This window comes from Pseudoalteromonas rubra, assembly GCF_000238295.3.
GTDB classification, from domain to species: Bacteria; Pseudomonadota; Gammaproteobacteria; order Enterobacterales; family Alteromonadaceae; genus Pseudoalteromonas; species Pseudoalteromonas rubra.
Map to the genome: position 1 here is coordinate 292,384 of NZ_AHCD03000035.1, position 26,854 is coordinate 319,237.

The window sequence follows — 26,854 nt, forward strand, 5'->3', positions numbered from 1 at the left end:
CGGCACGCTCCAACAAGGATTAGAATGAAGTGTAGGTAAAGCCTAATTCGAATGAACGACCATATTGCTCATACTGGAAGTTGTATCTTTGCTCACCGTGATAAATGTAGAGTGGTTCATCCGTCAGATTGACGGCGTTAAAGTACACCTGCATTTGCTCGTTGAAGTAATATTTAGCGCTTAAATCTAACTGCATGTGGTCATCCTGGTACACACGTGCATCATTCTCGGTGCTCAGATAGGCCTTACTTTTGTAGTTACCACTCAGACGCGCACTTATGGTGTCATCTTCGTATCCAACCATCAGGTTTGCCACGGTATCCGACTGACGAGTCAATTTGTCATCTGCGTCAATTAGGGTGGTATTCGCTGAGAGCATCAGGCCATTTTTGAAGTTTTTGCTGTAAGCCAGTTCAATACCTGTTAAGTCTGCCTCGCCACCATTAACGAATTGCATGACCTTTTTATAGCCCGCCCACTGTGCCTGATCCTGTACTTCCTGCTCAGTAATAAAGTTATCGATTTGCTTGTGGAATAATCCAGCAGACATAACGCCAATACTGCCTGTGTAGTATTCAATGGACAAATCCAGGTTCTGAGACTCATACGGGTCCAAGTTTGGATTGCCAACTTCACCTTCTCGTTCTGTCACCACCTGACCATCGTCTTCATCTGTTTCACTTTCGAGTAGCTGGTAGGCTGCAGCCTCTTCAAATCCCGGACGCGCAATGGTTTGGGTATAAGCAAAGCGTGAAATCAGATCATCGTCCAGCTCGTAACGCAGAGTCAGATTGGGTAGCAAATGGTCGTAGGATTTCTCAACTTCCCAGGGGGTGATATTGACTTGCTCGGTGTCTGCTAATTTATCTTTTTCCAGTGACACCTGATAACCCCGCGTGGTGTATTCAGTATCTTCGTAACGTACACCCGTGATCAGGTTTAGTTTACCAAAATCCATGTTGACCATGGCATACAACGCACTGACGGTTTCTTCAGAGCGATAGCTTCGGCCCTTTGACTCGATATCGGTTTCCTGATTGTTTCGCTCGAAGGCTGCCTGATTTTGCGCAAAGTAGGCCTGCAATCCGGATTCGGATAAACCCGGACCAAAGTCGCCCAGGTCATACTCTGGTGCACCCGTTTTAAACTGCTCTGCCGTCACATCATCAAACCCGCCGTCGTATACCACAGCGTTGACTGAGTTCAGCTTTTCACGATCGCGATACTTAGCGCCAAACTTAAGTTCAGCGTTATGCCCAGCGATCACCAGCTCTTTACTCAGATCCAATTTAAAGCTGGTCGCTTCATCTTCACTCAGATTATTTTCGTGAACAATTTCGTCCAATTCAAAACGGCTTAATTGCTGTGCAGCCTCACTACGGGACAAAGTCGGGGTGTCTCCCAGACTGGCATATCCCAGAGTCAAATCTTCACCGGCAAACGCGATATCCAGTCGATCAGGCTCTTGCTCGTCTGATTTTGAGTAAACCAGACTGTATTCTACAAACCAGTCTTTGATCAGATGCTCACCACCAGCAACCACAGACAAAATGCTTTGTTCCTCGTAGCGATCTTTGCTGTCCCGGTCCATTTCAGCACCGCTAAAGTACGCCATCGTATCGCCTGATTGCCCGCTTAAATAATTGCCTTTATCGAACTTGTATTCATTGCGCAGACGGAACTCATCGTCTGAGAATTCGCTGTACATGGTTCTCAGATAGTACTTGTTGAACAATCCCTGATGCAGATCCAAATTCAGGGCAGCCCCCAGGCGCTCTCGGGTGATGGTATAGTGACGCTGTTCTATTTCCTCTGCACCAAAAAAAGCCACTTCCTCGCCGGATTTGGCATCTTCCATTTCCAACTCCATCCAGCCGCCATCAGTTTCCATATTATGTGAGCCAAACTTACGTTCAAACCAGGATACCGCCGTCGCTACGCTCAGCTGAGTTTGGCTGCTGATGTCATAAATATCGCTGTAGCTTACGGACAGTTTGGGGCTGCTTTTTTCAACTTGTTCATTGTAAGCACCCTGAACATTAAAACTGTAGCTTTCCCCTTCACGGTCAAATGCACTCAGGCTTTTCACTTCGATACTGCCACCAATCGCATTGGCATCCATATCTGGGGTGACTGTTTTGCTCACCTCAAGGCTCTGAATAATTTCGCTTGGCAGCACGTCCATTGCTACACTGCGCACACCCCCTTCAGGAGAAGGTACAGCTGCGCCATTGATAGTCACATTGTTTAGATTAGGATCAATTCCCCGGATCCCAACAAAACGGCCTTCACCCTGATCTCGGTCGATGAACAAACCCGGCAGACGTTGCAATGCCTCGGCCGCGTTCTGATCTGGTAACTGTCCGATGCTGTCTGCACTGACGATGGACTTGATACCATCCGCATTTTTCTGCCGGTTCAATGCGCCTGCTTGCCCGGCGCGTTGCCCTTTAACGATTATATTATCCATTTCCCCCTGATAGGCGCTAAGCTGAACCCGGGTTTTGGTCACTTCATTGTCTTTGATCACCACTTGTTTAGTGACAGATTGCGCACCAATATAGCGCACTTCTAGCGTGTAGGTGCCGGCTGGCAGATTGATGAACCTAAACGCACCATTACGCTCAGAGCTGACTTCACGCCCCAGCTCCTTAATAGTAACTTTGGCCCCTTCAAAGCGGGCTTTGTTTTGCTGATCCGTCAGTTCACCTTGCAACGTATTAGCAAGTGCTGGTGCACTCATCACGCCAAGTGCTAAAGCAACGCCCGCACAGGCCTTGGAAATCACGGAAGGTAGATTATTTTTCATATTTTTTCTCGCACAGGAAGAGTCGTTTATAAAATCCGCGAAGACCTTAACCGGGCTCAATGACCGAATTATTGCAATCCCTGTGGGTACAGCCTCTATTCGACTGCAATGAGGGCCGTTTAAAGCCATTTTGAGCTAAAATGTCCCCTCTTGAGGCTTTAACCTGCTGCCATTTATGAAAAAAGCTGAATTCTTCTGCGCGCCTAAACACTTCCATGAGCTATTTTAACCCGGTAAGAACATTGCTCAGTTATTCGCTATGCTGCAACCATGGTTCGCTAACTACCTGATCGCTTTCACTTTTGCTTAGAATAACTGACTTATGGTATGCAACGCACAACCCCCGTACCATTGCAATTTCATAAATACCGCAGGGTTCAGAAAAAGTGAGGGCTAGTAACTGATAGATTTATTTTGCTGCTATTGCGTGATAAGAATGGGCAATCAGGTTTGATGAGCAATAAATATGAAAAAAGCCGCGGTACGTAGGTACTCACGGCTTTAACAACCAGAATTTGTTTTTACAAAGCTTGTTCGAGGTGAGGTAAGACGTCGAACAGGTCTGCGACGAGGCCGTAATCAGCCACCTGGAAAATTGGAGCTTCGGCATCTTTGTTGATAGCAACAATGACTTTCGAATCTTTCATACCTGCAAGGTGCTGAATTGCACCGCTGATACCAACAGCAATGTACAAGTCTGGTGCAACAATTTTACCTGTTTGACCAACCTGCATATCATTGGGTACGAATCCGGCGTCAACCGCTGCACGAGATGCACCGATAGCAGCGCCTAATTTGTCGGCAATGCCGTTAAGCAATGAGAAGTTTTCACCATTTTGCATGCCTCGACCACCTGAGATAACCACAGGTGCCGCCGTCAATTCAGGACGCTCTGATTCTGTTTGTTCAACACCAACAAAACTACTTTGGGTATTTTCAACCGAGGTAGCCAGTGTCTCCACAGCAACAGGTGCTTGCTCACCAGCCGCATCAAATGCGCTGGCACGAACAGTAATGATTTTCTGCGCTTCCAGTGACTTAACTGTCGCAATAGCATTACCTGCGTAGATCGGACGCATAAAGGTGTCGGCATCAACAACGCCAACAATCTCAGAAAGTTGTGATTTGTCTAGTAACGCAGCGACGCGCGGCATGATGTTTTTACCTGTGGTTGAAGCCGCAGCCAGAATATGGCTATAACCTTCAGCCAGCGTAATCACCAGATCAGCGGTACTTTCTGCCAGTTGATGATCCAGCACACTGTCGTCAGCCAGCTTTACCGCCGTTACACCGGCGATTTGCGCAGCGGCTTGTGCAACAGAATCTACATTGTGACCCGCAACCAGAACATGAATTTCAGCGCCAAGCTGGCTAGCTGCATGAACTACTTTTGCCGTTTCAGGCTTTAATACACCATTTTCGTGTTCAGCAATGACTAGTACGCTCATGAGATCACCTTAGCTTCAGTTTTTAATTTATTGACCAGTTCTTCTACGCTCTCAACAATGATGCCCGCTTCACGCTTGGCAGGCTCCTCCACCCGCACAAGTTCAATACGTGGTGCAAGGTCAACGCCCAGCGTGTCTGCTGCGATAACATCAAGCGGTTTGCGTTTTGCTTTCATAATATTTGGCAAAGAGGCGTAGCGAGGCTCATTCAAACGCAGATCTGTAGTTACAACCGCAGGCAGGTTCAAGGCCACTGTTTGCAGACCACCATCTACTTCTCGGGTCACAACAGCTTTACCATCTGCAATCTCAACGTTAGATGCAAAGGTTCCCTGAGGACGCTTCGTTAATGCTGCCAACATCTGACCAGTTTGATTGTTGTCAGAATCGATAGACTGTTTACCCAAAATAACCAATTCAGGGTTTTCCTGCTCTACCAGCTTTGCCAGAAGTTTGGCTATATGAAGGGATTCAAGTTTTGCATCAGTTTCAATATGAATTGCTTTGTCAGCACCCAAAGCCAGTGCTGTGCGTAGCTGTTCCTGACACGCTTTATCACCAATTGAAACAGCGATCACTTCGTTCGCTTTACCTGCTTCTTTTAAGCGAATGGCTTCTTCTACCGCGATCTCACAGAACGGGTTCATTGCCATTTTTACATTGGTCAGATCAACATCACTGTTGTCGGCCTTGACTCTTGCCTTGACATTGTAGTCAATCACGCGTTTGATTGGCACAAGTACTTTCATGGTTACTCCATCATCTGGTTATTCTATGGGCTGACGTAAACGTCAACAAAACAATTTAATGAAACCAGACTACTTCCTGTTGACGTAAACGTCAACCTAAAATAACCTTAGCTTAACCTTAACAAAACTAAAGCCTCGTTTTAGTTAAACTACCGTCAATCTATGTGAGGTAAAAATGGTCGAACGCGAAACCATGGAATTTGATGTCGTGATTGTTGGCGCGGGCCCTGCGGGCCTGTCGTGTGCGATCCGACTGGCGCAACAGGCACAGGAAAAACAACAAGAACTGATGATCTGTGTCGTTGAGAAAGGCTCTGAGGTCGGAGCACATATATTGTCTGGTGCTGTCTTTGAAACTAAAGCGCTGGACGAATTAATCCCGGATTGGGCTGAAAAAAATGCCCCTGTCACCACAAAAGTGACCGAGGACGAAATCTATCTGTTTAAGGGTCAGGACAAAGCCACCAGCATCCCGCACTTTGCAGTCCCTAAAACATTTAAAAACGACGGCAATTATATTGTCTCTATGGGTAATGTCTGTCGCTGGCTGGCTGAACAGGCTGAACAACTGGGCGTGGAAGTATTCCCCGGATTCAGCGCTCACTCGCTGATAGTCGAAGGCGATGAAGTGAAAGGCATCATCACCGGTGATATGGGTGTTGGCAAAGATGGCGAGCCAAAAGACAGTTATATGCCCGGTATGGAACTGAGAGCCAAATACACCGTCTTTGCAGAGGGTTGTCGTGGCCACCTGGGCAAACAGCTGATCAGCCAGTTTGCTCTGGATAAAGATGCCACCCCTCAGCACTACGGTATTGGCTTTAAAGAGATCTGGCAAATTGACCCGGCAAAACATCAGGAAGGTAAAGTTGTCCATGGTACGGGCTGGCCGCTCGATAACGAAACCCACGGTGGTTCGTTTATGTATCATGCTGAGAATAATCAAGTCGTAGTCGGATTAATCATAGATCTGAACTACAAAAACCCGTATCTGAGCCCGTTTGACGAGTTTCAGCGCATGAAACATCAGCAAGTCTTTAAAGACACGCTGGAAGGTGGCGAGCGCATTGCATACGGCGCACGCGCCATTGCCAAAGGTGGCCTTCATGCGTTACCTAAAATGCACTTTCCGGGGGGTCTGCTAATAGGATGTGATGCCGGTACGCTGAACTTTGCTAAAATCAAAGGCAATCACACGGCTATGAAGTCGGGCATCATTGCCGCAGATACCATTGTGGCGGCGCTGGAAGAAGATGCTCATCGTGCTGAGTTAAACGAATTTGCTGACAACTTCAAAAGCAGCTGGCTATATGACGAGCTTTATCAGTCACGTAACTTTGGTCCGGCCATGCACAAGTTTGGTCGTATCTTAGGCGGTGCTTACAACATGGTTGATCAAAACCTGTTTTCAGGTTCATTGCCATTTACACTCAAAGATACCACGCTGGACCACGCATCTCTTCGACTGGCAAAAGACTCGCAGGAAATTAACTACCCCAAGCCTGACGGAAAGTTGAGTTTTGACAAGCTTTCGTCGGTGTTTTTGTCCAATACCAACCACGAGGAAGAGCAGCCTTGTCATTTGCAGCTCAAAGATGTGACCATTCCGATCCAGGTTAATCTCGAGCAGTATGCAGAGCCCGCGCAACGCTATTGCCCGGCAGGCGTCTACGAAGTCAGCGAGACTGAAAACGGCGATAAGCAGTTTGTGATCAATGCACAAAACTGTGTCCACTGTAAGACCTGTGACATCAAAGATCCGAGTCAGAACATCACCTGGATGACTCCGGAAGGTGCAGGCGGCCCCAACTACCCAAATATGTAATCCAACCCGGCAGGTACCACCTACCTGCCAGATACACTCTTTATCCTAAATTGCCGGGGCAAAATGCCCCTTTTTTTCTATACTTAAGCAAACGTTGAGATAATGAGGTGCCCCATGGCGCAGCAATCGGAAGTCGTGTTTCGCTTTTTAGCAGAGCCAACAGACGTGAACTTTGGTGGCAAAGTACATGGCGGTGTGGTGATGAAGTGGATAGATCAAGCGGGCTATGCCTGTGCAGCAGGCTGGAGTGGTGCTTACTGTGTTACTGTATCCGTCGCGGGCGTACGTTTTCACCGCCCTATTCTGGTTGGCCAGATTGTGGAGGTTTCAGCGCGGATTGCACACACCGGCAAAACCAGTATGCAGATATTCATTCAGGTACGCTGCGGCGATCCACAAAAACAGCATATGGTAGAAACCAATCACTGCATTATCAGCTTCATCGCAATGGATCAGGCTGGCTACCCCATTCCGGTTGCTAAGTTTGAAGCAAAAACGAAAGAACAAAAAGCGCTGGAGCAATATGCCATTCAGATGAAAGAAATTGCGATTCAAACAGAGTCTTTATTACAAAACACGCTGGATCAGGGTGACTGATCCAGCGATATACAAGCCCCTTAAGAACTAAAACTGATACATAGCACCGATGAAGGCTACGTCCATCGTATCATCGCCAACGAGCGGACTTTTGCTGATAACATCATCCAGCTCCGTTCTGCTTACACTACCAATCAGTGTTATCTCAGGCGTGATTTGATAATACGCATTGAGCCCAAAGGTGACGTTTATCGCGTTGTCGTCGGTCTGATAAGCTGTACGGCCTACTGATGCGTTGATATTCTTACCACTTATCCCATAAACAGTGTTCACATAGTCCGAATCGAGCCAGCGTACCTGTGCCTGTGCTGAAATGCCAAATCCTTGACTGCTCTCATATAAAGGAACTTCTGCACTCAGAGCAAAGTTGGTGGCATCGGATTCATCAGACAAGTCAGTGTGGCCGGATAAACCAAACCATAAAAACTTTGCCCCATAATTCAGTACTAGTTCCCCATCAGGCGCATCATAGCCTTCAAATACTTTGCTATCAGAGCTGTTGTCTCCAAACAGGCTGTCATACCCTTCGTTCCGGTAGCCCAGACCCGCATAGGCACTGAACACGTCGTTAATATTCAAAAACTGATAGCCAATGGTGCTGTCTTCATTAGAAAACCAGTTGCCTTTTTTAATGTCTGCCATCGGGGCCAGAGCAAATTCACTTTTACCGCCCTGCCAAGGCAGATCCGCAACCAGCACACCTGCCCCCATTTTTACGTCCCAATCGTCGTTGGCTGGCTCTTCTGCGTGACTGCATACGCTTGTTATTGCCAGGCACAAGCCAAGCGCTCGTACTACGTTGTGTTTAGTAATCCCGTTCATAATGAGTTCCTTTGTCTCTAAAAGTTTGCTTTAGCGCTGAGGTAAAATAATCAGAGGGCTTTGGAGACCAAAGCAAGATGCCTGGCCGACTGCCCCTGAACTTCATGGCTTCATAATGCGCTGAAATAATGCAAAACTCAGTGAGGACCTTGTGAGCAACTGTTACTTAGTGCGGCATTTCAAAACAATTATTCACATAACTCGCTTTCATCGGTATTTTCTTGTGAGTAAGTCACTCAATTTGGAACGGTTTAAAATTATCAAATCCAACCCTTACCTACTGGTAAGAGCTGTGGTATGATTGCCGCCGGCTTAAAGAATGGTCAAATATAGAGCAAGCAGTAGTGAGAAATGTCCGATTTTTGGTGGTCGATGATTGTACCACTGTACGCAACGTTGTACGTAACATCATTAAGACGCGTCTGGGTTCTGAACAGGTGATGATGGCTGCAGATGGTAAGCAGGCACTCCAGATCCTAAAATCAAAGCCAGTCGACATTATTATCTCTGACTGGCAGATGCCTGAAATAAACGGCGAAGAGCTGCTTTATGAGGTTCGTAACAGCACCAAGTTTAAAGACATTCCTTTTATCATGATGACCTCTAATGGCGAGCGTGATTTTGTTATTACCGCAATACAAAATGGGGTGAGTCATTTTGTCGTTAAACCTTTCAGAGCAGACAAACTCGAAGCCGCAGTCAATAAATCATGGAACAGTGCCAGTAAACGAGACTCAGTCAGGCACTCGGCCCTGCCATCACATGCAATGCGGATCATCGCTTCTGATGCCCTGCTAGAAGCCAAAGTACATAACATCAGTCATACCGGCATGCAGGTTTATACCAATTATGTTGACGCCCTGAAGCTATACAAACTCACTGAATTTAACCTCAGCTTTGACAATTTTGACGGAACTCATGCACTTAGCCTCTCCCCGCTCTATGGCACCATAGTGCGCATAGAAGCAAATGATGGACCTGAGCAGGATTGTTTACTTGGTGTACGCTTTGAGTTAGAAAAATGCAGTGAACAGGTTCAGAGGAACCTGGACAAACTGATGAAGCGCCTCAACAACGTGGTACCGGATATCGTTGATAATAGCTAGATGACCTGTCTGGCGAGTTCAAATACCGTTTTATTGGTGTGCTTAACCAACTCATGACGCGGCATCTCGCATTGTGACATCACCTTATTGACGACTAACTCTATTTCACATTGTAATGCTGTATTGAACTGGGTAGCGCGCACACTGCCGTCGCCCACACCAGCGAATAAAGGCTGTAAGAATGCCCGCCGCTTACGCAACTGCTCAACCACCAGGGGGGTCACCGGTGATTGCTCCGAAAACACTTTGCGACAAATATTGCTGACCAGGCGGCTGTAAGTCGGCTCCATCATATTTGGGATTAAACCTGTGTGTTGCCCACCTACCTGGGTACTTTCTAAACTAAACATTTAACAAACCAATACATAATGTAATAACCCGATCCTAGCTACAAACCTAAGTCTATGGAATTACACTCGATTACAGCGTTCTGCTGTTGCATTTGTTCGATGCGCATTACATCGTTACAATACGCGCAAATTTACTAGCCGGAATAAAGCGTGCAATTCGATATACAGCCAATTGGTGTGATCCACTCACCATATAAACAAAAGTTTGCTATTCCCAGACAACCCCGCCTGGTGCCAGAGGCAAAGGCCAAACTGGTATTTTGTGACGCATTTAACCGCGAAGAGTTCGTACGAGGAATAGAAGAGTTCAGTCACCTTTGGCTGTTATTCCGCTTTCATGAAACCGCTGACAAAGGCTATTCTGCGTTAGTGCGGCCGCCAAGACTGGGGGGCAACGAGCGTAAAGGCGTATTCGCAACTCGCGCCACCTTTCGTCCCAATGGCATTGGTATGAGTGCGGTGAAACTCGAAGGCGTTGAGTACAAAAACGGGCAACTTGCACTTTTGCTGTCTGGTATTGATTTACTGGACGGCTCGCCCATTGTTGATATAAAACCTTATCTGCCCTACTCTGACGCGCTGACCGACGCGGCTGCTGGATTTGCAGATACCCGTCCTGAAACGGCAATGACGGTCAGTTTCAGCGAACAAGCCGAAGCCTTTATTAATACTCAAAGCGATTACCCGGAGCTTAAAGCCTTCATAACCAATGTGCTCAAGCAGGACCCACGCCCGGCGTATAAGAAAAAGAAGGCAGATACGCAAAGTTATGGTATGAATCTGTATGACTTCAACATTCGCTGGATGGTCAACGGCGAGCACAATCAGGTGCTGGAAGTGACTCATATCCAGCCGGATTGAATAAAAACTCCTCAGCCATCAGAACAGTCGCTTTTTCATGAGAAATAAAGCTTTTTAAGCGGTTTTAGCGCTGTTAAACTAACCCGACAAAAATACTACAACAACGTAGGGTTGCATGGTCAATTGGCCGAAGCAATCTTCTATTTGAACGGAACAAGTATGCGTACCAGTCAATATATTTTAGCGACTCAAAAAGAGACGCCTGCAGATGCAGAAGTGATCAGCCACCAGCTGATGTTACGTGCGGGCATGATCCGCAAGTTAGCCTCAGGTTTGTACACCTGGTTACCCTCCGGCCTGAAAGTACTACGTAAAGTAGAAAACATCGTACGCGAAGAGATGGACAAAGCCGGCGCCATTGAAATGCTGATGCCCATCATCCAGCCTGCGGATCTGTGGCAGGAATCTGGCCGCTGGGAACAATTTGGTCCAGAACTGCTGCGCATCAATGACAGACATAACCGTCCATTTGCACTGGGTCCGACACACGAAGAAGTGATCACCGATCTGGTACGCCGTGAAGTCAGCAGCTACAAACAACTGCCTCTGACCTTGTACCAGGTTCAGACCAAAGTACGCGACGAAGTACGCCCGCGTTTTGGTGTGATGCGCGCGCGCGAATTTACGATGAAAGATGCCTACTCCTTCCATCTGGATGATGCATGTCTGGAAAAAACCTATCAGGTAATGCATCAGGCTTACTGCAACATCTTCGAGCGTCTGGGCCTGGATTACCGCCCGGTCATCGCAGATACCGGCTCTATTGGTGGCAGCGTGTCACATGAATTCCATGTGCTTGCTGAGTCCGGCGAAGATGCCATTGCATTCAGCACAGAGAGTGATTATGCCGCTAATATCGAAAAGGCAGAAGCTGTAGCGCCATCAGAGTCTCGCCCTGAGCCTTCGAAAGAACTGAATACTTTCGATACGCCTGAAGCAAACACCATTGCCGAGCTCAAAGAAAAGCATGGTGTTAAACCACACCGCGGCGTTAAAACACTGATCGTCTACGGTGCACCGGATGAAGACGACAAACGTGGCCTGGTCGCTCTGATCCTGCGTGGCGACCAAGAGTTGAATGAGCTCAAAGCAGAAAAGCTGCCACTGATAGACGCGCCGCTGGAAATGGCCAAAGAAGAAGACATAGTTGCAGCCATTGGCGCTAAGCCTGGTTCACTAGGCCCGGTTGGTCTGAACATGCCGGTTATCGTTGATCGCAGCGCTGCGGTAATGGCCGATTTCGTCGCAGGTGCAAACCAAAATGGCGTGCACTACAGCGGCATCAACTGGGATCGTGATGTCACAGATTACACGGTTGCTGACCTTCGCAATGTGGTTGAAGGCGATCCAAGCCCCTGTGGCAAAGGTACGCTACAAATCAAACGCGGCATTGAAGTGGGTCACATTTTCCAGCTGGGAACTAAGTACTCAGAAGCCATGAGCGCTGGTGTATTAGGTGAAAGCGGTAAAAACCAAGTGATGACCATGGGTTGCTATGGTATTGGTGTATCACGTATTGTTGCTGCTGCGATTGAGCAGAACAACGACGATTACGGGATCAAGTGGCCTCAGGCTATCGCCCCATTCGAGCTGGCGATTGTGCCGATGAACATGCACAAGTCACATCGTATCCCGGATATTGCACAGAAGTTCTATACCGATCTGCAAGCAGCTGGCGTTGAAGTGTTATTCGATGACCGTAAAGAACGCCCGGGTGTGATGTTTAACGACATGGAGCTACTTGGTGTGCCATACACGCTCGTAATTGGTGAGCGCAACCTGGATAACAATCAGGTTGAACTGAAAAACCGCCGTACAGGTGAAAAACTCATGCTGGACATCGATTCTGCCGTTGCAGAAATTGCCAAGGCACTGGGTAAATAAACCTTCAGACAGAGCGTACACAGTTGCGCTCTGCTTCTCTCTTTGCTGTCATAATAGCTTCTCGTAACTGCCCTGCTTTTGTCATCCACCGTCTCTAACTTAGGGCTTATTACGCTCGAGAACATGGCTATGACACAAACCTACTATCCGACAATTTGGATCTCCGATGTCCACCTTGGCTACAAAGACTGTAAAGCCGACTTCCTGCTGGACTTTCTTAACAGTACTCGCTGCGATACCTTATATTTGGTTGGCGACATCGTTGATCTTTGGTCTTTAAAACGTCAGTTCTTTTGGCACCCAAGTCATTACCAGGTGCTGGAGTGTATTCAGCGCAAAGCCGAAAATGGTACCCGGGTTATCTATATCCCCGGAAACCATGACGAAACCTTTCGCAATTATGTGGGTAAAACGCTGTTTCACGTCGAAGTCCACAAAACATACGTGCATACTACGTCAGCGGGTAAGCGGTTCTTACTTTTACATGGTGATGACTTTGATTCCGCAACCCGATACAACAAACTGATCAGCATTATCGGCGACGCGGCCTATGACTTTTTGCTATTTCTTAATCGCTGGACTAACCGGATCCGAAGATTATATGGCGGTCATTACTGGTCTTTAGCTTCCTGGCTCAAAAACCGTGTACACAAAGCCCGTGAAGCCATCCATGCCTTTGAACAAGCCGCGGTACACGAAGCCAAAAAGCACGGTGTCGATGGCATCATTTGTGGCCATATTCACCAACCAAGGATCTCGGTTATGGATGGTATCGTGTATTGTAACGATGGTGACTGGATTGAGAATTGCACAGCACTGGTTGAAAATGAGCAAGGCCGCATTGAGCTGTTGCATTGGTCAGACATTAAGAAAGTGCTGACTGTCGTTGAGCCTGAAGCCAGTTCGCCTCAAGATGTGAAAGCCGCTTAAGCAACTAGCATGGATGAAGTCTGCTTTTATCCATGCTAGTCCATCGCTTCATCTGAATAACACCTCTTCACGGCTAAACCAGCGCACACAGCATGCCAGTAGCGCGGCTGCGAGTAGAATGGAGGCCAGGAAAATCATGCCCACGGCCTGGTAGTCCACCGTTCCTTTGACGATTTCTTTAATCGCCAGCGCCACATTGGTGATGGGGATCCAGGCGGTTTTGGCATTTAACGCCATGTTAGGTAAAACAGACACCACTATAGGCACAAACACCAACATGCTCAGAGGCCCCATATAATTTTGCGCCTCTTTGAAGCTACGCGCATAAATCGAGATGGCCAATACCAAAGATGACAACATCATGGCTACAGGCAACAGTAATGCAAAAATGAGTAAAAAATCCCATTGGGTGACGCTCGCAAATGCGCTCAGGATAGGATCAAGCGCCCCAAAGCCGCTGGCTAACCCAATCCAGATGGACATACTGGATACAGTAACCAACGCGCAGGCTATAGAACTGATCAAAATAGTGAGGAACTTACCTAGAACCAGCTGAGTACGCGTCAATGGTGTCAGTAGCAACGTCTCCAATGTACCGCGCTCTTTTTCACCTGCCCCGAGGTCAATAGCCGGGTAACTGGCTCCCATTAGTACCAAAGGGATCAGCATATAAGGAATAAAAGCACCTATTTTCTCGCCTATATTTTCTCGCCGATCAGCGGTGTCCACTTTTTCCATCAGCACCGGCTGAAGCATCGCGTCTTGCTTATCAGTGTCCACACCGAGCTCACTGAGCGCTTGCGCCGTCAGTTTGGCTGAATAGGTATCAATGACCTTTTTTATCCTGCTATAAATGTAATTGATCGACTGAGCATCATTAAAGACCACCTGAAACCGACTCTGTTCGCCCTGAGCTAACTGTTTGTCTGGCGCCGCCGGGATATAGATACCCACGTCGATAATGCCCTGCCTGACTGCATCACGTAATGCAGAGACACTGTCAAGCTGAGCCTCTCCTTCGTATCGTTTAAAACTGCGGTGGTAGAACAAGGTGTCTGAAAAAGCAGGTGCGTAGTCTTCGTTGACGACAAAATAGGTATGGACTTTTTGCTCTGCTTCGAGCGCCGCCTTAGACGTTAAAAAAAATACAAAAGCGAATAAAACAGGAAAGATTACAATGGGCAACGCAATCACAAAGAACAGGGTTTTTCTATCTCTAAGCAGCTCTCTGAGTTCCTTGAACATGACTTCAAACATCTTGTGCCTCCCGAACAATGTTCAAAAACGCCTGGTTGAGTTCCGTATTCATACCTTGCTCACGAAATGTCGCCAAATCTCCGTCAAAGCAACTGACACCTTTATCAATTACACACACGCGATCGCACAACATATCCACTTCATCCAGATGGTGAGTAGAAAAAATAACCGGTGTGCCCTGCTCTTTTAACTGCCTGATAAATGTCAAAACGGTTTGCTTGGTCATGATGTCCAGGCCCGTTGTCGGCTCGTCCAGAATAACCACCTGGGGTTCATGTACCACAGCTCTGGCGATATTGGTTTTTTGCTTCATTCCGGTTGACAGGCTCTCAGCTCGTTTGTCCAGAAATGAAGTCATATCCAGTGTTTCATACAACAGCTCACAACGAGCTTTCAATAACTTGCCTTTAAGCCCGTGTAATCGGGCAAAGTACTCGACATTTTCTTGCGCACTCAGCCGCCCATACAAGCCTGTTGTACCTGACAGGAAACCTATATTGCGTCGACCGTGAAGTGGTTTTTTGACGATATCCTGTCCAGCAACAAAGATTGCGCCGCTATCTGGTGTGAGCGCAGTAGATAGCATCCTGAGCGTGGTGGTTTTACCCGCACCGTTGGGTCCAAGTAGCCCAAGTACCTCCGCATGCTGGCATTGAAACGAGACGGATTCGACAGAATGAAAGTAGCCATCGCGTTCTCGCGGATCGCTACTGGTTTTATTTTTATTGTGCTCCTTGCTGAGCTTGAAGCGTTTTTTTAAACCTTCAACCTGTATCACTGAGTATCCTTTTTCTTGGCCGGCTGCCGCTTGGGGCGGAAATAGTCGGTATCACTGTAAAAAGCCAGATCCTGTTGCCCCTGATACCAGTGTGGGATCCCAAGCAAAGGCAATGGCGACATTTGTTGGTTATTATCCAACAGTCCTTGACGCTCTATCATATTAACCAGTTTCTGGTCCAGATGGCGATACTGAAGTTGCAAAGGCAGATGATAAAAAGCTTCATCGACTTCGACACAGACCACTTTGCCCGTTAAACCGATAAAAGGCTTAGTCAGCATTTCATAATTGGCATGACCAAAGGTAAATGGCAACAGGTTATGATGCCACATCGCACCATATTCATAGAAAATTTCCTGCCACTGATGCGCTCTTAATGCACTTTGCCAGCTCAAATCAGGTACCGCGAGTACCACACCACATTCGTCAAACAGCGTCAGGGCATTGCGCTTTTTACTGCGTTGCTTCAGGCCGTGCTCTGCGATTTCTTGCATATGCAAACGGTTAAGCAAAGACTTAGTTTGTGGAAACAAGCACCAGATCAGGGCACCAAAAAAGTCATGCCAATTATTCTCACGAGTGGGAATGCGATGTGTATGCGCAATAATCTCTTCGTAGTACAAAGTTTCGCTTTCCAGCTCACTGTTTGGTGTAAATACAATGTCACGGCTTTGCGTACTGTCTTTTTGTTCATTCAGCCAAGTGAAAGATGGCCAGTCTGAATGATGACTGAGTGCAAACAACTCTTCTAAATGCTCAAATGGCGCCTGATTGAACAGGTCTGCATGCCAGTGTTCTGGCGCGGTAAATTTATTCATATTGCCGGTTTATCTTTCTCTGGCATAATTTAAAGCAACCATTTTACCTCAGCGCGTCTCCTTATCCCAGTCGACTCTGCTCAGTAAACATACAAACCCGTCAATTGTCGCCAAAAGTCGAAATATCAATACAAATAACGTTATACTAACGGCGTATAACAACAAGCGAAGATAATAACACTATGAAACTAAAACTAGCGCTAAGCGCACTTTCTGTTGCTGTGTTAGCTGGCTGTATGGCAACACAAACTAATCAGCCTGGCGACGTAAATGCCGCTTATAACAGCATTAATGCAGAACAACTGGCCGGACATATCAAAACCCTGGCCTCTGATGAGTTTGGTGGTCGAGCGCCGTCAACAAAAGGTGAAGAACTGACTCTGGCTTACCTGAAAAAGCATTTCACAGAGCTTGGCTTTCAGCCGGGCAATGGCGATAGCTTCTTCCAGGAAGTACCTCTGGTCTCAATCGAAGCCGATCCAAACATGACACTGAGCATTGGTGGAAAAGACTACGAATACAAGAAAGACATGGTAATGGGCACAGGTCGCATCAGCAAACTGGAGTCTATTAAAGACTCTGAGCTGGTATTTGTCGGCTATGGTGTGAATGCTCCGGAATATGGCTGGAACGATTATGAAGGCCTGGATGTGCGCGGAAAAACGGTTGTCATGTTAGTCAATGATCCGGGCTTTGCACGCAAAGACCCTGCTCTGTTCACCGGCGAAGCCATGACTTACTATGGACGCTGGACCTACAAGTATGAAGAGGCAAGCCGTCAGGGTGCCGCAGGTGCGATTATCGTTCACGAAACAGCCCCAGCTTCTTACCCTTGGAGTGTTGTTGAAAACTCCTGGAGTGGTCCTCAGTTTGGCTTCCAAAAAGAAAACAACAACATGGATCGTGTCGCGGTAGAAGGCTGGGTCACCAGTGACGTTGCCAAAGAACTGTTCACTAAAGCTGGTCTTGACTTCGCGCAAGCTAAAGAAAAGGCCGCAGCTGGCGCGTACCACGTCGATATGGGTGATTTGACCGCTTCTGTTACCGTTAAAAGCAAGATCAGCACATCAACGTCTTATAACTTCATCGCGACTTTGCCTGGTGCTAAACACAGTGATGAGCACATCATTTATTCTGCTCACTGGGACCATCTGGGTACCGATCCTAACCGTAAAGGCGATAAGATCTACAACGGCGCGCACGATAATGCAACAGGCACGGGTGGTATGATCGAAGTAGCAGAGGCGTTCAGCAAGCTACCCGTGAAACCAGACCGCTCTATTACTTTCCTGGCGGTTACCGCGGAAGAACAGGGCCTTTTAGGTTCCAAGTTCTATGCAGCGAACCCTGTGATTGCAGCCGACAAAACAGTTGCTAACATCAATATGGACAGCCTGAACCTGCTGGGTAAAGTGAAAGACATCAGCGTCGTAGGCATCGGCAAATCATCACTGGATGAGATGCTGGAAACGGCTGCTAAAGAGCAAGATCGCGTTGTTTCTGGCGATCCGCGCCCGGCGGCTGGCGGCTATTACCGTTCAGATCACTTCGCCTTCGCTAACATGGGTGTACCGGCAATGTACGCTGGTGGTGGTACAGAAGCGCGTGATGAGGCCACAGCACAATACCGTAAGCGCATGAGTCTGGTTTTACGTGGTTGTTATCACCAACCGTGTGACCGTTACCGTGATGAGTGGGATTTGAGCGGTGCTGTACAGGATCTCCAATTGTTCTTCCAGGTCGGTTATGACATTTCACAACAAAGTGAATGGCCAACCTGGAAAGCAACCTCGGAGTTCCAACGCAACAAATAAATACAAATGATATTGATTTTCATTTAATAACATTTTAAAGTGCATCTGTGTTTTTAACCGGTTGCACTTTTTATGCTCTCACAATCCTACTCTGTCACAACCAGAGGTAAATCAGCACTCTCCTCCTTTATAGCCAACAAGCGATTACTGCTTCCTTTACTTATCTGCCTCGCGATTCTTTTCGAACCATTACGTGAGCTGACTATCGGAACACTTGCCGATGCGTTTTTTCAGGTAAGTGTATTTGTTGCCGGCACACTCGCTATTTATTACTTTCTGGTCGACCGAATGCCGCAACTTGAGCTCAGCTATCTCAAAGCGAAATCACCGGCTTTGGAAATCTCAATGGCCGCAATACTAGGTGCGCTGCCAGGTTGCGGTGGTGCCATCATAGTGGTTACTCAATTTACAAAAGGCCAGGCAAGCTTTGCTTCAGTGGTCGCCGTGCTGACTGCAACCATGGGGGATGCGGCTTTTCTGCTGCTGGCTAAAAAACCAATTGAGGGACTTACAATCATCACTTTGGGCATTGGCGTGGGGATAGTCAGTGGTTTGGTCGTTAACCTGTTACACAAACCCGGGTTTTGCCAACCCGATGCACAAAGTAAAAATGTGATTGAATGTAAAGCGCCGTCTAGTGCTATCCGTTTCAGTGAACCGGTATGGCGTTGGGTACTTCTCCCCTGCCTTGTAATAGCTTTGCTTATCGCATTTAACACCGATTTAGGCATACTGACGCAGCCGGTTGAACTGGCAGGTGCGGCACTTGCCCTGTTCGCACTCACAATCTGGGCATTGTCTTCTAAAGGTCAAAGCTATCGGGAAGTCACTGCCGAGGACGATGAGCAAGATCCCCCTTCCAAGCTTGCCAAAGTGATCCACGATACGCATTTTGTCACTGCCTGGGTGGTTGCCAGCTTTATGCTCTATGAGCTGTCTGTCGCCCTCTTTGGCTTAGATCTGGCTGCCTGGTTTTCCCAGTACGCCGCTTTCGCCCCCCTTATCGCTATTGCCATTGGCATGCTACCAGGTTGTGGCCCTCAGATAGTAGTAACCAGCTTATATATTCAGGGAGTTTTACCTTTTAGTGCGCTGGCAGCCAATGCGGTAGCAAATGATGGAGACGCATTGTTTCCGGCCTTGGCACTCGCCCCCGGCGCTGCGCTCGTGGCCACACTCTACTCGGCCATACCGGCACTGTTTGTGGGTTATGGGCTATATTACATTGCCAATCTGTAATTTCACCCTTTGTCCAAGAGATTTGCTAGACAGGCACCCAGTGGTGCCTGGTCAAAAACATAAGCATCCAAAGATCCTTGCTCTGTGCTTTGACTAAATACAATCTCAGCGCCACCAGATAAGCATTCGAGGCAAGTTTCTTCATCCCTTGAGGCTCAGCCTGAAAAACCTCCAGCACTTCAGCTTATCCCGCTCGAGACGACTCCATAATCACCCAATAAGAACAGTTTCATAGCTACCACGCTAATTAGCACTGATTTTGACTTCAGGTTACTGATGCATTGGACAGATAGACACTTTGCCCTATTAGCTGCAACGGTAAAGAGCGCAATGGGTTCAACGCAGAGTAATGCCTAATCGAAACACCCGGACCCAACCACGCTATTTCGATGCCAATGTGGTGCGACGATGCAAAAAGAGAAGATTTTAGGAAGGGTTGAAATACAAAAAACAAAGCCCCATCAGAGGGGCTTTAAACCTTGCTTAGTCATTAGATATCTATAGGAACTTAGGTTTTGTACATGTTGCGGTTATCAATGGCCTCTCGCCAACCCCCCAACCATTCTGATCTGTGCTCTACTTGCTGATATGGACATAAATCTTTGGACCGGCCCGCTAAACCTGCTTTGAATCCCTGGGCATGTGCTCTTTCTAAACGGTCTCTTTTCTGTCTCTTCATAGGTAAATTCCTCACCTTTCATATTTTTCGAGTTGCTTTCGTCTTAACGACATCCACATTTAATAAATAGTTAATAAATTCGTAAATATCAATCCGTACGAAGCACGACAGGGTCCTCTGTACACCTTGATTCAGTGCTTCGCCGCAGGCTGCCTGACAGCCGATAGCTCGAATTTCATCTAACTACTAACATTTTTACTATTGCATATGGTTAAACAAAGGCCGACTGTGAACGCGCTTTTTCGCCAGACACACGTCGACTAATTCAGGATTGGCCAAACCTTCAAAAACAATAAATCATATATCGTTTTCACATGCAACAAGCGAACGATGACTGGCAAGTAACAAATATGGGGAATGAGAAAATTAATGCATGAAACAAGTGGGAATCTAAAAAAAAATCCACTTTAAGAAAAATAATAGATTGTTCATTAACGAATTAACGTAAAAAAACATTCATTAATTTGTAATAAAAAAGGCCGCTAGAATGCGGCCTTAGATCAACGCGTTAAGCGTTTTACTGGATTTTCTCAAGACCACCCATGTACGGTCTCAATACAGTTGGTACGACAATAGAGCCATCTGCTTGTTGATAGTTTTCCAATATTGCGACCAAAGTACGGCCAATCGCCAAACCTGAACCATTTAGTGTATGCAGCAACTCAGGCTTTTTCTCACCAGCACGGCGGAAACGCGCTTGCATGCGGCGCGCCTGGAAGTCCTGCATATTTGAACAAGAAGAAATTTCACGATAAGTGTTTTGCGCAGGCAACCAAACTTCAAGGTCATAAGTTTTTGCTGCACCAAAGCCCATGTCGCCGGTACACAAGACGACTTTACGATAAGGCAGCTCCAGTGCCTGCAAAATGCCTTCTGCATGGCCTGTCAGCTCTTCCAACGCAGCCATTGAATCTTCAGGCTTAACCAGCTGTACTAACTCTACTTTATCGAACTGATGCTGACGGATAAGACCACGTGTATCACGACCATAACTGCCCGCTTCACTTCTGAAACATGGCGTATACGCAGTCATGCGAACTGGTAACTCTTTCTCGTCGAAAATCTCATCACGCGCACAGTTGGTCAAAGGTACTTCAGCAGTAGGAATTAAGCTGTAACCATCTTGGTCTTCGCTTAACGCTTCCGTATGAAACAAATCTTCAGCAAACTTAGGTAACTGCCCTGTGCCGTACAAACTTGCTTTGTTGACCAGGTAAGGCACACACATTTCGGTGTAACCGTTTTGGTCTGTATGCGTATCCAGCATAAATTGCGACAATGCACGGTTAAGACGAGCAATACCACCACGCATTACCGTAAAGCGAGAGCCACTGAGCTTAACACCGGTTTCAAAATCCAGGCCCTTGCCTAACGCTTCACCAAGGTCAACGTGATCTTTTACTTCAAAGTCAAACGCTTTTGGTTCGCCCCATTTGCTCACCTCGACGTTTTCGCTTTCATCAGCACCAACAGGCACATCTTCAGCCGGCAAGTTAGGTAAGGTTGCTGCAATATCCTGCAGCTGAGCCAATACTTCATCCTGCTCTGTTTTCGCGGCACTTAGCTGATCACCCAGATCAGCAACGGCATCCAGTAATGGCTGAACGTCTTCACCTTTTGCTTTGGCCTGGCCTATCGCTTTGGAACGGCTGTTACGCTCGCTTTGCAGTTCCTGCGTTTTGGTCTGAAGTGTTTTTCGTTTTTCTTCAAGCGCGTTAATAGCAGCCACATCGAGCTCAAAGCCACGCTTTTTCAAACGCTCTGCTGCTTCCTCAATGTCCTGACGTAAATACTTTGCATCTAACATAGTTTATTCTTTTAACCTTTTTGCATGACTAAGCACAGGCCTATCCAGGCCATGAAAATACACATCACGACATTCAAAACTATATTCAGTACCATCTTCATTATCTGGCCTTGCTGAAATAACAGCAAAGAATCCATAGAAAAGGTAGAAAATGTCGTTAAAGCACCCAAGAAGCCAATCCCGACCAAGCTTTTAGCCGGAGATACTTCAATGACCTGCTTATCAATTAATCCGTAGAGAATGCCCATCAACAGTGAACCCAGAATATTAACGGTCAACGTACCAAAAGGGAATCCCTTACCTAAGAGTTTTAAGGTGATATCACTAATAAAAAAGCGCAGGCAGGCGCCAAATGCGCCACCGGTCGCAATCATCAGGTAAGTTTTAATCAAATCCATCAGTGATTGTCTTCATCTTGATAGCGTTTCTGGACACTTTGTTCATTCAAAGAACGCAAGTAACGGAGTTTTTCAGAAATTTGTTTCTCTAACCCTCTGTCACTGGGCTCATAGTAGCGACGCTGCTGTATCTCCGCTGGAAAGTAACATTCACCGGCGGCAAACGCACCCGGTTCATTGTGTGCATATCGATACTCCTCACCAAAGCCGAGTTCTTTCATCAGCTTGGTAGGTGCATTACGCAAGTGCTCTGGCACCGGAAAGTCAGGATCGCTGCCGGCATCCTGCTTAGCCTGATTGAACGCCATGTAGACGGCATTACTTTTAGCCGAACTGGCCAGATAAATTGTTGCCTGCGCTATGGCCCGCTCTCCTTCACTGGGACCAACCCGGTGATAAATATCCCAGGCATTCAACGCCACTTGCATGGCACGTGGATCGGCATTGCCTATATCTTCGGTCGCAATTGCCAGTAATCGTCTGGCCACATAGAGTGGGTCGCCACCACCGGCAAGGATCCGACAATACCAGTACAACGCAGCATCCGGGTCGCTGCCCCGCACAGATTTATGAAATGCCGAGATCAGGTCGTAATAGATATCGCCGCCCTTATCGTATTTCGCAAGGTGCGATGGTAAGACTTGTTTTAGTACCGCTTCATCGATTAACACTTGCCCTTCACCATTGGCACCCAGATCAGTGGCTTGTTCAAGCAGGTTGAGGGCTTTTCTGGCATCGCCATCCGCGGCACGAGACAATGCATCTATCACGGCATCATCCAGTGTAATTTGCTGACGACTAAGTTCTGTGTCATGAGCCAGTGCCTGACGCAATACCTGAGTTAGCTCGTCAAGACTAAGCGGCTTTAAGGTATAAACACGCGCGCGGGATAGAATCGCATTGTTCAGGGCAAATGAAGGGTTTTCGGTAGTGGCGCCGATAAAGATAAAAGTGCCGTCTTCGATATGTGGCAAAAAGGCATCCTGCTGTGATTTATTGAATCGATGAACTTCATCAACAAACAAAATCGTGCGGGTGCTACTTTGGCTCAGGCGATTCTTTGCATCGAGCACTTGCTCACGGATCTCTTTCACACCTGCTGTAACCGCTGATAGCTTGCACAATTGTGCATTCGCATGGTGTGCGATGATCTCAGCAAGCGTGGTTTTGCCTACCCCGGGTGGCCCCCACAAAATCAAGCTATGGCAACGCCCCTGAGCAATGGCCCGGCGCAACGGACTGTCAGCACCAAGAATATGACTTTGCCCAATGTAGCCATCTAGGTTGGACGGACGCATTCTCGCCGCCAAAGGCCTGACATCGGGCGCAAAATCAAAACCCAGATTAGTCACTTTGTGTCTGGTCGTCGACGACCACCCCTTCTGGGATCACAAACTTAAACTGCTCGGCATCCACCGGACCGTTGATCTGTGCATCGCTAAACTTAAAGCTGGAGATCTGGCCTGAAGAATCTGTGACGTTCAACTGGCCAATTTTCAGACCACTATCCGCAAACAAAACATCCAGTCGCTCCACCTGAGCACCGGACTGAATAGGCTCAATACGATAGCCGCCAGAAATTTCTGAAACCTGGTACTTCTGCCACTGCTTTGGATCTTGCGTCGTCAGCAACACAAATGGCGTAGTGTCTATCAGGCCAAGTGTATTAAGAATCGTTGCTTGCTCAGCAAAGCTGTCAAAATAAACCGTCCGAAGTCCATCTGAAACCAGCAAAGTTTCATCAGGCTCGTTCTGTTGCCAGCGTATTTTGGCAGGATATTGCAGCACAATTTCGCCTTTACCAGATTGGATAAGGTGCCCGTCCTGATCAATCACACTTTGCTCAAACTCGGCTCGAAAGCTCTCCAGTGCTTTTAACTTGTCTTTCAAAGACTGCGCAGCAACGCTACCCGTTTGTGTTTCGTCCGCTTGCGTTGCACTTACTGCCGGATTAGCTCCAACTATACATAAAGCCAGAATAAGTGGTTGTAACTTCATTAATTCGCTCCACCTTTGGGCACCAGTACTTCTCTGGCACCATTGTGCCCTGGCGCACTGACGACGCCGGACATTTCCATTTGTTCAACCAGGCGAGCCGCGCGGTTATAACCAACGCGTAACTTTCGCTGAACGCTAGACACTGAAACCTTACCGGTTTCAATGACAAACGCCACAGCTTCATCATAGAGTGGATCAGACTCCTCGTCTTCCCCCTCACTTGCCTCACCTGGCAGTAAAATATCTTCTGTGGCTTCGCCACACAGTATGTCATCGATATAGTTGGGTTTACCACGTGCTTTCCAGTCACTGACGACCGCATGCACCTCATGATCATCAACAAATGCGCCATGAACACGTATCGGTACACTGGTGCCTGGTGGTAAATACAACATATCACCCATACCCAACAGGTTTTCAGCACCTTGTTGGTCCAATATGGTACGCGAGTCGATTTTGCTCGATACCTGGAATGCCATTCGGGTTGGGATATTGGCCTTGATCAGGCCAGTGATCACATCCACAGAAGGTCGCTGCGTCGCCAGCACAAGGTGGATCCCTGCGGCACGCGCTTTTTGCGCGATACGGGCAATGAGCTCTTCCACCTTTTTGCCCACAATCATCATCATGTCGGCAAATTCATCGATCACAACAACAATACTCGGCAGCTTATCCAGTTCTTCGGGTTCGTCTGCCATGCCATCTGTGTCTTTAAACAAGGGATCCAGAATTGGATGGCCGGCTTCCTTTGCATCCAGGATCTTCTGGTTGTAGCCCTTGAGGTTTCGCACGCCAAGCGCTGACATCAGCTTATAACGACGTTCCATTTCACCCACACACCAACGCAACGCATTGGCTGCTTCTTTCATATCCGTGACCACCTCACACAGCAAATGCGGAATGCCCTCATACACCGACAATTCAAGCATCTTAGGGTCAATCATAATCATGCGTACGTCTTCAGGTGGTGATTTGTACAACAAGCTTAATATCATAACATTAACGCCGACTGACTTACCTGAACCAGTTGTACCGGCGACAAGTAAGTGAGGCATTTTGGCCAAATCGGCCACTACCGGCTGCCCGGCAATGTCTTTGCCCAGTACCATGGTCAGTGGCGAAGCATTTTGCTCAAACTTAGGAGCGTTTATCACTTCTGATAAACGCACGATTTCTCGATTTTTATTTGGTAGCTCCAGGCCCACAAATGTCTTGCCCGGAATAACTTCAACCACACGCACACTGACGGCTGACAGAGAACGCGCCAAATCTTTTGCCAGCCCGGTGATCTTAGCGACTTTGATCCCTGGCGCCAGATCCAGCTCAAAGCGCGTAACAACCGGTCCCGGATAAACTCCCATAACCTTAGCCTGAATATTGAAATCCAATAGTTTGGACTCAACAAGACGAGATACAGCTTCGAGCTCTTCTTCGGAGATCGGGTTTTTCGCTTTATCTGGTCTGTCTAGCAAGTCGAGTGACGGCAAAGGATCTTTCGGAGGTTCAGCTTCCAATAAAGCTTCAAATTGCTCTTTGGCGCTCGGTGGTGGCTGATAACCTGATGCAGGTTTTTCTTTCGGCTTTAATGGCCGTGCAGGTGATACCACTTTGGTTTCAACAGGCGCAGGAGTATCGTCCAGTGCATTCAGTGCCGCTACCGTATCAAACGCTTCATCGTCGACCGCAGAGAAATTAATTTCCTGCTCAAGAATGTCATCCAGCTCATCGAACACGCTGGGCGCTACGGCGATATCATCATCATTGGCCATCGCTAAATCGCTTGCCTCAGCTTGCCGTAACTCAGGTTCGGGCTGAGGCGCTGGTTTTGCGCCAAACAATTTATCTTTTAGCTTTTGAGGCTTACTCTTACTGGACTGTTGTGCAGTATCCGAAATTTGCTCGACTGGATCGGGCTTTGTAACTTCAACCACATCTTCTATAACCTGCTCACAGGCTTCGACTTCAACTCGCGCAGCTGCTTGGTTGCGCTCTGCACTTTCGATGAGCGTAGCATTATTCGGCAGGCCAGCGTCTTTGCTGTCTTCTTTATCATCACTTAGCGCGACCGCTGACTTGGGTTCGCTGCGATGTTTTATTTTGGCGAAACACCATTTACAGAATGCAACCACCTTTTCGCCAATATAGTCGACAAATTCAACCCAGGATACCCCTGTTAACAGGGTCAGACCGGCAAAGAAAAAGCACAATAACAAGATTGTGGTTCCTGTGAAGTTAAACGCAGGCATCATGGCACTGGCGACCACATCCCCCACTACCCCACCGGAAGAAAAACTATAAATATCGTCAAAATTGATGCTGCTGATGGAACTGGCAGATGTGATAAACAATGTACCGCCTATCAGTCTCAGTCCCAAAGTTGTGTAGTCTAACTGTAGTAGTTTGTGTGGTTTTTTGAACAACAGATAGCCAAACAACTGAATGACGGCCGGCACTAAAAATGCCAGCCAGCCGAAGCTGAGTAATAAAATATCAGCAACCCAGGCACCGGCAGCACCTGTGACATTGTTAACCTTGATAAACTCGCCTGTTTGCGTCCAGGCTGGGTCTGCCGGGTCAAAGCTGATAAGTGCGCACAGCGTAAATATCGCTGCCGCTGTGCTGACAATCAGGCCAGTCTCCAGCAGGCGCTGAATACCATTTAAGCGCATTATGTAATACCTAAAT

At 47.5% G+C, this 26,854-nt stretch carries 22 protein-coding genes; 8 read left to right on the forward strand and 14 right to left on the reverse strand.

Translation table 11 applies throughout. The features are described 5' to 3' along the window. Positions 1-19 precede the first annotated feature (19 nt). The 3 genes from PRUB_RS12325 to PRUB_RS12335 form a co-directional block, all read right to left on the reverse strand. Positions 20-2,809, reverse strand: a complete 2,790-nt coding sequence (locus PRUB_RS12325) for a TonB-dependent receptor (RefSeq protein ID WP_010384637.1) — start codon at positions 2,807-2,809, stop codon at positions 20-22. Between the two features lie 521 nt (positions 2,810-3,330). Beyond that, positions 3,331-4,257: an electron transfer flavoprotein subunit alpha/FixB family protein gene (locus tag PRUB_RS12330; protein ID WP_010384636.1), complete on the reverse strand. Its 927-nt coding sequence runs from the start codon at positions 4,255-4,257 to the stop codon at positions 3,331-3,333. Beyond that, complete coding sequence (locus PRUB_RS12335) at positions 4,254-5,006, reverse strand: electron transfer flavoprotein subunit beta/FixA family protein (protein WP_010384634.1); 753 nt, start codon at positions 5,004-5,006, stop codon at positions 4,254-4,256. Before PRUB_RS12335 ends, PRUB_RS12330 begins: the two co-directional genes overlap by 4 nt. A gap of 175 nt (positions 5,007-5,181) precedes the next feature. Between PRUB_RS12335 and PRUB_RS12340 the strand changes: the two genes are divergently transcribed. Next, positions 5,182-6,831: an electron transfer flavoprotein-ubiquinone oxidoreductase gene (locus tag PRUB_RS12340; protein WP_010384632.1), complete on the forward strand. Its 1,650-nt coding sequence runs from the start codon at positions 5,182-5,184 to the stop codon at positions 6,829-6,831. Between the two features lie 114 nt (positions 6,832-6,945). Then, the gene (locus tag PRUB_RS12345; protein ID WP_010384630.1) at positions 6,946-7,428 is read left to right on the forward strand and encodes an acyl-CoA thioesterase; all 483 of its coding nucleotides are present in this window, start codon (positions 6,946-6,948) and stop codon (positions 7,426-7,428) included. A gap of 27 nt (positions 7,429-7,455) precedes the next feature. Here PRUB_RS12345 and PRUB_RS12350 read toward each other — a convergent pair whose 3' ends face one another. Further along, positions 7,456-8,250 carry a MipA/OmpV family protein gene (locus PRUB_RS12350; protein WP_010384629.1) on the reverse strand — a complete coding sequence of 265 codons (795 nt, stop codon included), beginning with the start codon at positions 8,248-8,250 and terminating at the stop codon, positions 7,456-7,458. Positions 8,251-8,594: 344 nt separating this feature from the next. Between PRUB_RS12350 and PRUB_RS12355 the strand changes: the two genes are divergently transcribed. Then, positions 8,595-9,356: a response regulator gene (locus PRUB_RS12355; RefSeq protein WP_010384627.1), complete on the forward strand. Its 762-nt coding sequence runs from the start codon at positions 8,595-8,597 to the stop codon at positions 9,354-9,356. Here PRUB_RS12355 and PRUB_RS12360 read toward each other — a convergent pair. After that, entirely contained in the window at positions 9,353-9,706 is a 354-nt protein-coding gene (locus PRUB_RS12360) for a hypothetical protein (RefSeq protein WP_010384625.1), read from the reverse strand. The two genes, PRUB_RS12355 and PRUB_RS12360, sit on opposite strands and share 4 nt — an antisense overlap. A 150-nt stretch (positions 9,707-9,856) precedes the next feature. Between PRUB_RS12360 and tsaA the strand changes: the two genes are divergently transcribed. The 3 genes from tsaA (at position 9,857) to PRUB_RS12375 (ending at position 13,381) form a co-directional block, all read left to right on the forward strand. Then, a complete protein-coding gene (gene tsaA, locus PRUB_RS12365) occupies positions 9,857-10,567 on the forward strand; it encodes a tRNA (N6-threonylcarbamoyladenosine(37)-N6)-methyltransferase TrmO (protein WP_010384623.1) in 711 nt (236 codons plus the stop codon). 159 nt (positions 10,568-10,726) lie between these two features. Next, the gene (locus PRUB_RS12370) at positions 10,727-12,451 is read left to right on the forward strand and encodes a proline--tRNA ligase (protein ID WP_010384621.1); all 1,725 of its coding nucleotides are present in this window, start codon (positions 10,727-10,729) and stop codon (positions 12,449-12,451) included. 129 nt (positions 12,452-12,580) lie between these two features. Next, positions 12,581-13,381: a UDP-2,3-diacylglucosamine diphosphatase gene (locus PRUB_RS12375; protein ID WP_010384619.1), complete on the forward strand. Its 801-nt coding sequence runs from the start codon at positions 12,581-12,583 to the stop codon at positions 13,379-13,381. A gap of 48 nt (positions 13,382-13,429) precedes the next feature. Here PRUB_RS12375 and PRUB_RS12380 read toward each other — a convergent pair whose 3' ends face one another. Genes PRUB_RS12380 through PRUB_RS12390 form a run of 3 tightly spaced genes read right to left on the reverse strand, consistent with a single transcriptional unit; the run spans position 13,430 to position 16,234 of the window. Next, positions 13,430-14,638 carry an ABC transporter permease gene (locus tag PRUB_RS12380; RefSeq protein ID WP_010384617.1) on the reverse strand — a complete coding sequence of 403 codons (1,209 nt, stop codon included), beginning with the start codon at positions 14,636-14,638 and terminating at the stop codon, positions 13,430-13,432. Further along, positions 14,631-15,416 (reverse strand): ATP-binding cassette domain-containing protein, encoded by a 786-nt coding sequence (locus tag PRUB_RS12385; RefSeq protein ID WP_010384615.1) that lies wholly within the window; start codon positions 15,414-15,416, stop codon positions 14,631-14,633. Before PRUB_RS12385 ends, PRUB_RS12380 begins: the two co-directional genes overlap by 8 nt. Continuing rightward, a complete protein-coding gene (locus PRUB_RS12390; RefSeq protein WP_010384613.1) occupies positions 15,413-16,234 on the reverse strand; it encodes a DUF3025 domain-containing protein in 822 nt (273 codons plus the stop codon). The genes PRUB_RS12385 and PRUB_RS12390 overlap by 4 nt, the downstream gene beginning before the upstream one ends. Positions 16,235-16,416: 182 nt before the next feature. On the opposite strand from PRUB_RS12390, the gene PRUB_RS12395 reads away from it, so the two are divergent. Both PRUB_RS12395 and PRUB_RS12400 read left to right on the forward strand, forming a co-directional pair. Next, positions 16,417-18,048 carry a M28 family metallopeptidase gene (locus tag PRUB_RS12395; RefSeq protein ID WP_010384611.1) on the forward strand — a complete coding sequence of 544 codons (1,632 nt, stop codon included), beginning with the start codon at positions 16,417-16,419 and terminating at the stop codon, positions 18,046-18,048. Between the two features lie 72 nt (positions 18,049-18,120). After that, positions 18,121-19,287 carry a putative manganese transporter gene (locus tag PRUB_RS12400; RefSeq protein WP_010384609.1) on the forward strand — a complete coding sequence of 389 codons (1,167 nt, stop codon included), beginning with the start codon at positions 18,121-18,123 and terminating at the stop codon, positions 19,285-19,287. 508 nt (positions 19,288-19,795) lie between these two features. Here the strand turns inward: PRUB_RS12400 and rmf are convergent. The 6 genes from rmf to PRUB_RS12430 form a co-directional block, all read right to left on the reverse strand. After that, positions 19,796-19,966 (reverse strand): ribosome modulation factor, encoded by a 171-nt coding sequence (gene rmf / locus PRUB_RS12405; RefSeq protein WP_010384607.1) that lies wholly within the window; start codon positions 19,964-19,966, stop codon positions 19,796-19,798. Positions 19,967-20,483: 517 nt separating this feature from the next. Next, positions 20,484-21,773, reverse strand: coding sequence for a serine--tRNA ligase (serS, locus tag PRUB_RS12410; RefSeq protein ID WP_010384605.1), 1,290 nt, complete (start codon positions 21,771-21,773; stop codon positions 20,484-20,486). 11 nt (positions 21,774-21,784) lie between these two features. Beyond that, positions 21,785-22,171 carry a fluoride efflux transporter CrcB gene (gene crcB / locus PRUB_RS12415; protein ID WP_010384604.1) on the reverse strand — a complete coding sequence of 129 codons (387 nt, stop codon included), beginning with the start codon at positions 22,169-22,171 and terminating at the stop codon, positions 21,785-21,787. After that, positions 22,171-23,523, reverse strand: a complete 1,353-nt coding sequence (locus tag PRUB_RS12420; protein ID WP_010384603.1) for a replication-associated recombination protein A — start codon at positions 23,521-23,523, stop codon at positions 22,171-22,173. The genes crcB and PRUB_RS12420 overlap by 1 nt, the downstream gene beginning before the upstream one ends. Then, a complete protein-coding gene (lolA, locus tag PRUB_RS12425) occupies positions 23,516-24,169 on the reverse strand; it encodes an outer membrane lipoprotein periplasmic chaperone LolA (RefSeq protein ID WP_010384602.1) in 654 nt (217 codons plus the stop codon). Before lolA ends, PRUB_RS12420 begins: the two co-directional genes overlap by 8 nt. Continuing rightward, positions 24,169-26,838 (reverse strand): DNA translocase FtsK, encoded by a 2,670-nt coding sequence (locus tag PRUB_RS12430; RefSeq protein ID WP_010384601.1) that lies wholly within the window; start codon positions 26,836-26,838, stop codon positions 24,169-24,171. The genes lolA and PRUB_RS12430 overlap by 1 nt, the downstream gene beginning before the upstream one ends. Positions 26,839-26,854 lie beyond the last annotated feature (16 nt).

Excerpts from the sequence above, each read along its gene's own strand:
- PRUB_RS12370 (WP_010384621.1), top strand. The coding sequence starts at position 10,727 with ATGCGTACCAGTCAATATATTTTAGCGACTCAAAAAGAGACGCCTGCA.
- PRUB_RS12380 (WP_010384617.1), bottom strand. The coding sequence starts at position 14,638 with ATGTTTGAAGTCATGTTCAAGGAACTCAGAGAGCTGCTTAGAGATAGA.
- PRUB_RS12375 (WP_010384619.1), top strand. The coding sequence starts at position 12,581 with ATGACACAAACCTACTATCCGACAATTTGGATCTCCGATGTCCACCTT.
- PRUB_RS12360 (WP_010384625.1), bottom strand. The coding sequence starts at position 9,706 with ATGTTTAGTTTAGAAAGTACCCAGGTAGGTGGGCAACACACAGGTTTA.
- PRUB_RS12390 (WP_010384613.1), bottom strand. The coding sequence starts at position 16,234 with ATGAATAAATTTACCGCGCCAGAACACTGGCATGCAGACCTGTTCAAT.
- PRUB_RS12430 (WP_010384601.1), bottom strand. The coding sequence starts at position 26,838 with ATGCGCTTAAATGGTATTCAGCGCCTGCTGGAGACTGGCCTGATTGTC.
- PRUB_RS12335 (WP_010384634.1), bottom strand. The coding sequence starts at position 5,006 with ATGAAAGTACTTGTGCCAATCAAACGCGTGATTGACTACAATGTCAAG.
- PRUB_RS12395 (WP_010384611.1), top strand. The coding sequence starts at position 16,417 with ATGAAACTAAAACTAGCGCTAAGCGCACTTTCTGTTGCTGTGTTAGCT.
- crcB (WP_010384604.1), bottom strand. The coding sequence starts at position 22,171 with ATGGATTTGATTAAAACTTACCTGATGATTGCGACCGGTGGCGCATTT.
- serS (WP_010384605.1), bottom strand. The coding sequence starts at position 21,773 with ATGTTAGATGCAAAGTATTTACGTCAGGACATTGAGGAAGCAGCAGAG.
- PRUB_RS12325 (WP_010384637.1), bottom strand. The coding sequence starts at position 2,809 with ATGAAAAATAATCTACCTTCCGTGATTTCCAAGGCCTGTGCGGGCGTT.
- rmf (WP_010384607.1), bottom strand. The coding sequence starts at position 19,966 with ATGAAGAGACAGAAAAGAGACCGTTTAGAAAGAGCACATGCCCAGGGA.
- lolA (WP_010384602.1), bottom strand. The coding sequence starts at position 24,169 with ATGAAGTTACAACCACTTATTCTGGCTTTATGTATAGTTGGAGCTAAT.
- PRUB_RS12340 (WP_010384632.1), top strand. The coding sequence starts at position 5,182 with ATGGTCGAACGCGAAACCATGGAATTTGATGTCGTGATTGTTGGCGCG.
- PRUB_RS12330 (WP_010384636.1), bottom strand. The coding sequence starts at position 4,257 with ATGAGCGTACTAGTCATTGCTGAACACGAAAATGGTGTATTAAAGCCT.
- PRUB_RS12345 (WP_010384630.1), top strand. The coding sequence starts at position 6,946 with ATGGCGCAGCAATCGGAAGTCGTGTTTCGCTTTTTAGCAGAGCCAACA.
- PRUB_RS12350 (WP_010384629.1), bottom strand. The coding sequence starts at position 8,250 with ATGAACGGGATTACTAAACACAACGTAGTACGAGCGCTTGGCTTGTGC.
- PRUB_RS12400 (WP_010384609.1), top strand. The coding sequence starts at position 18,121 with ATGCTCTCACAATCCTACTCTGTCACAACCAGAGGTAAATCAGCACTC.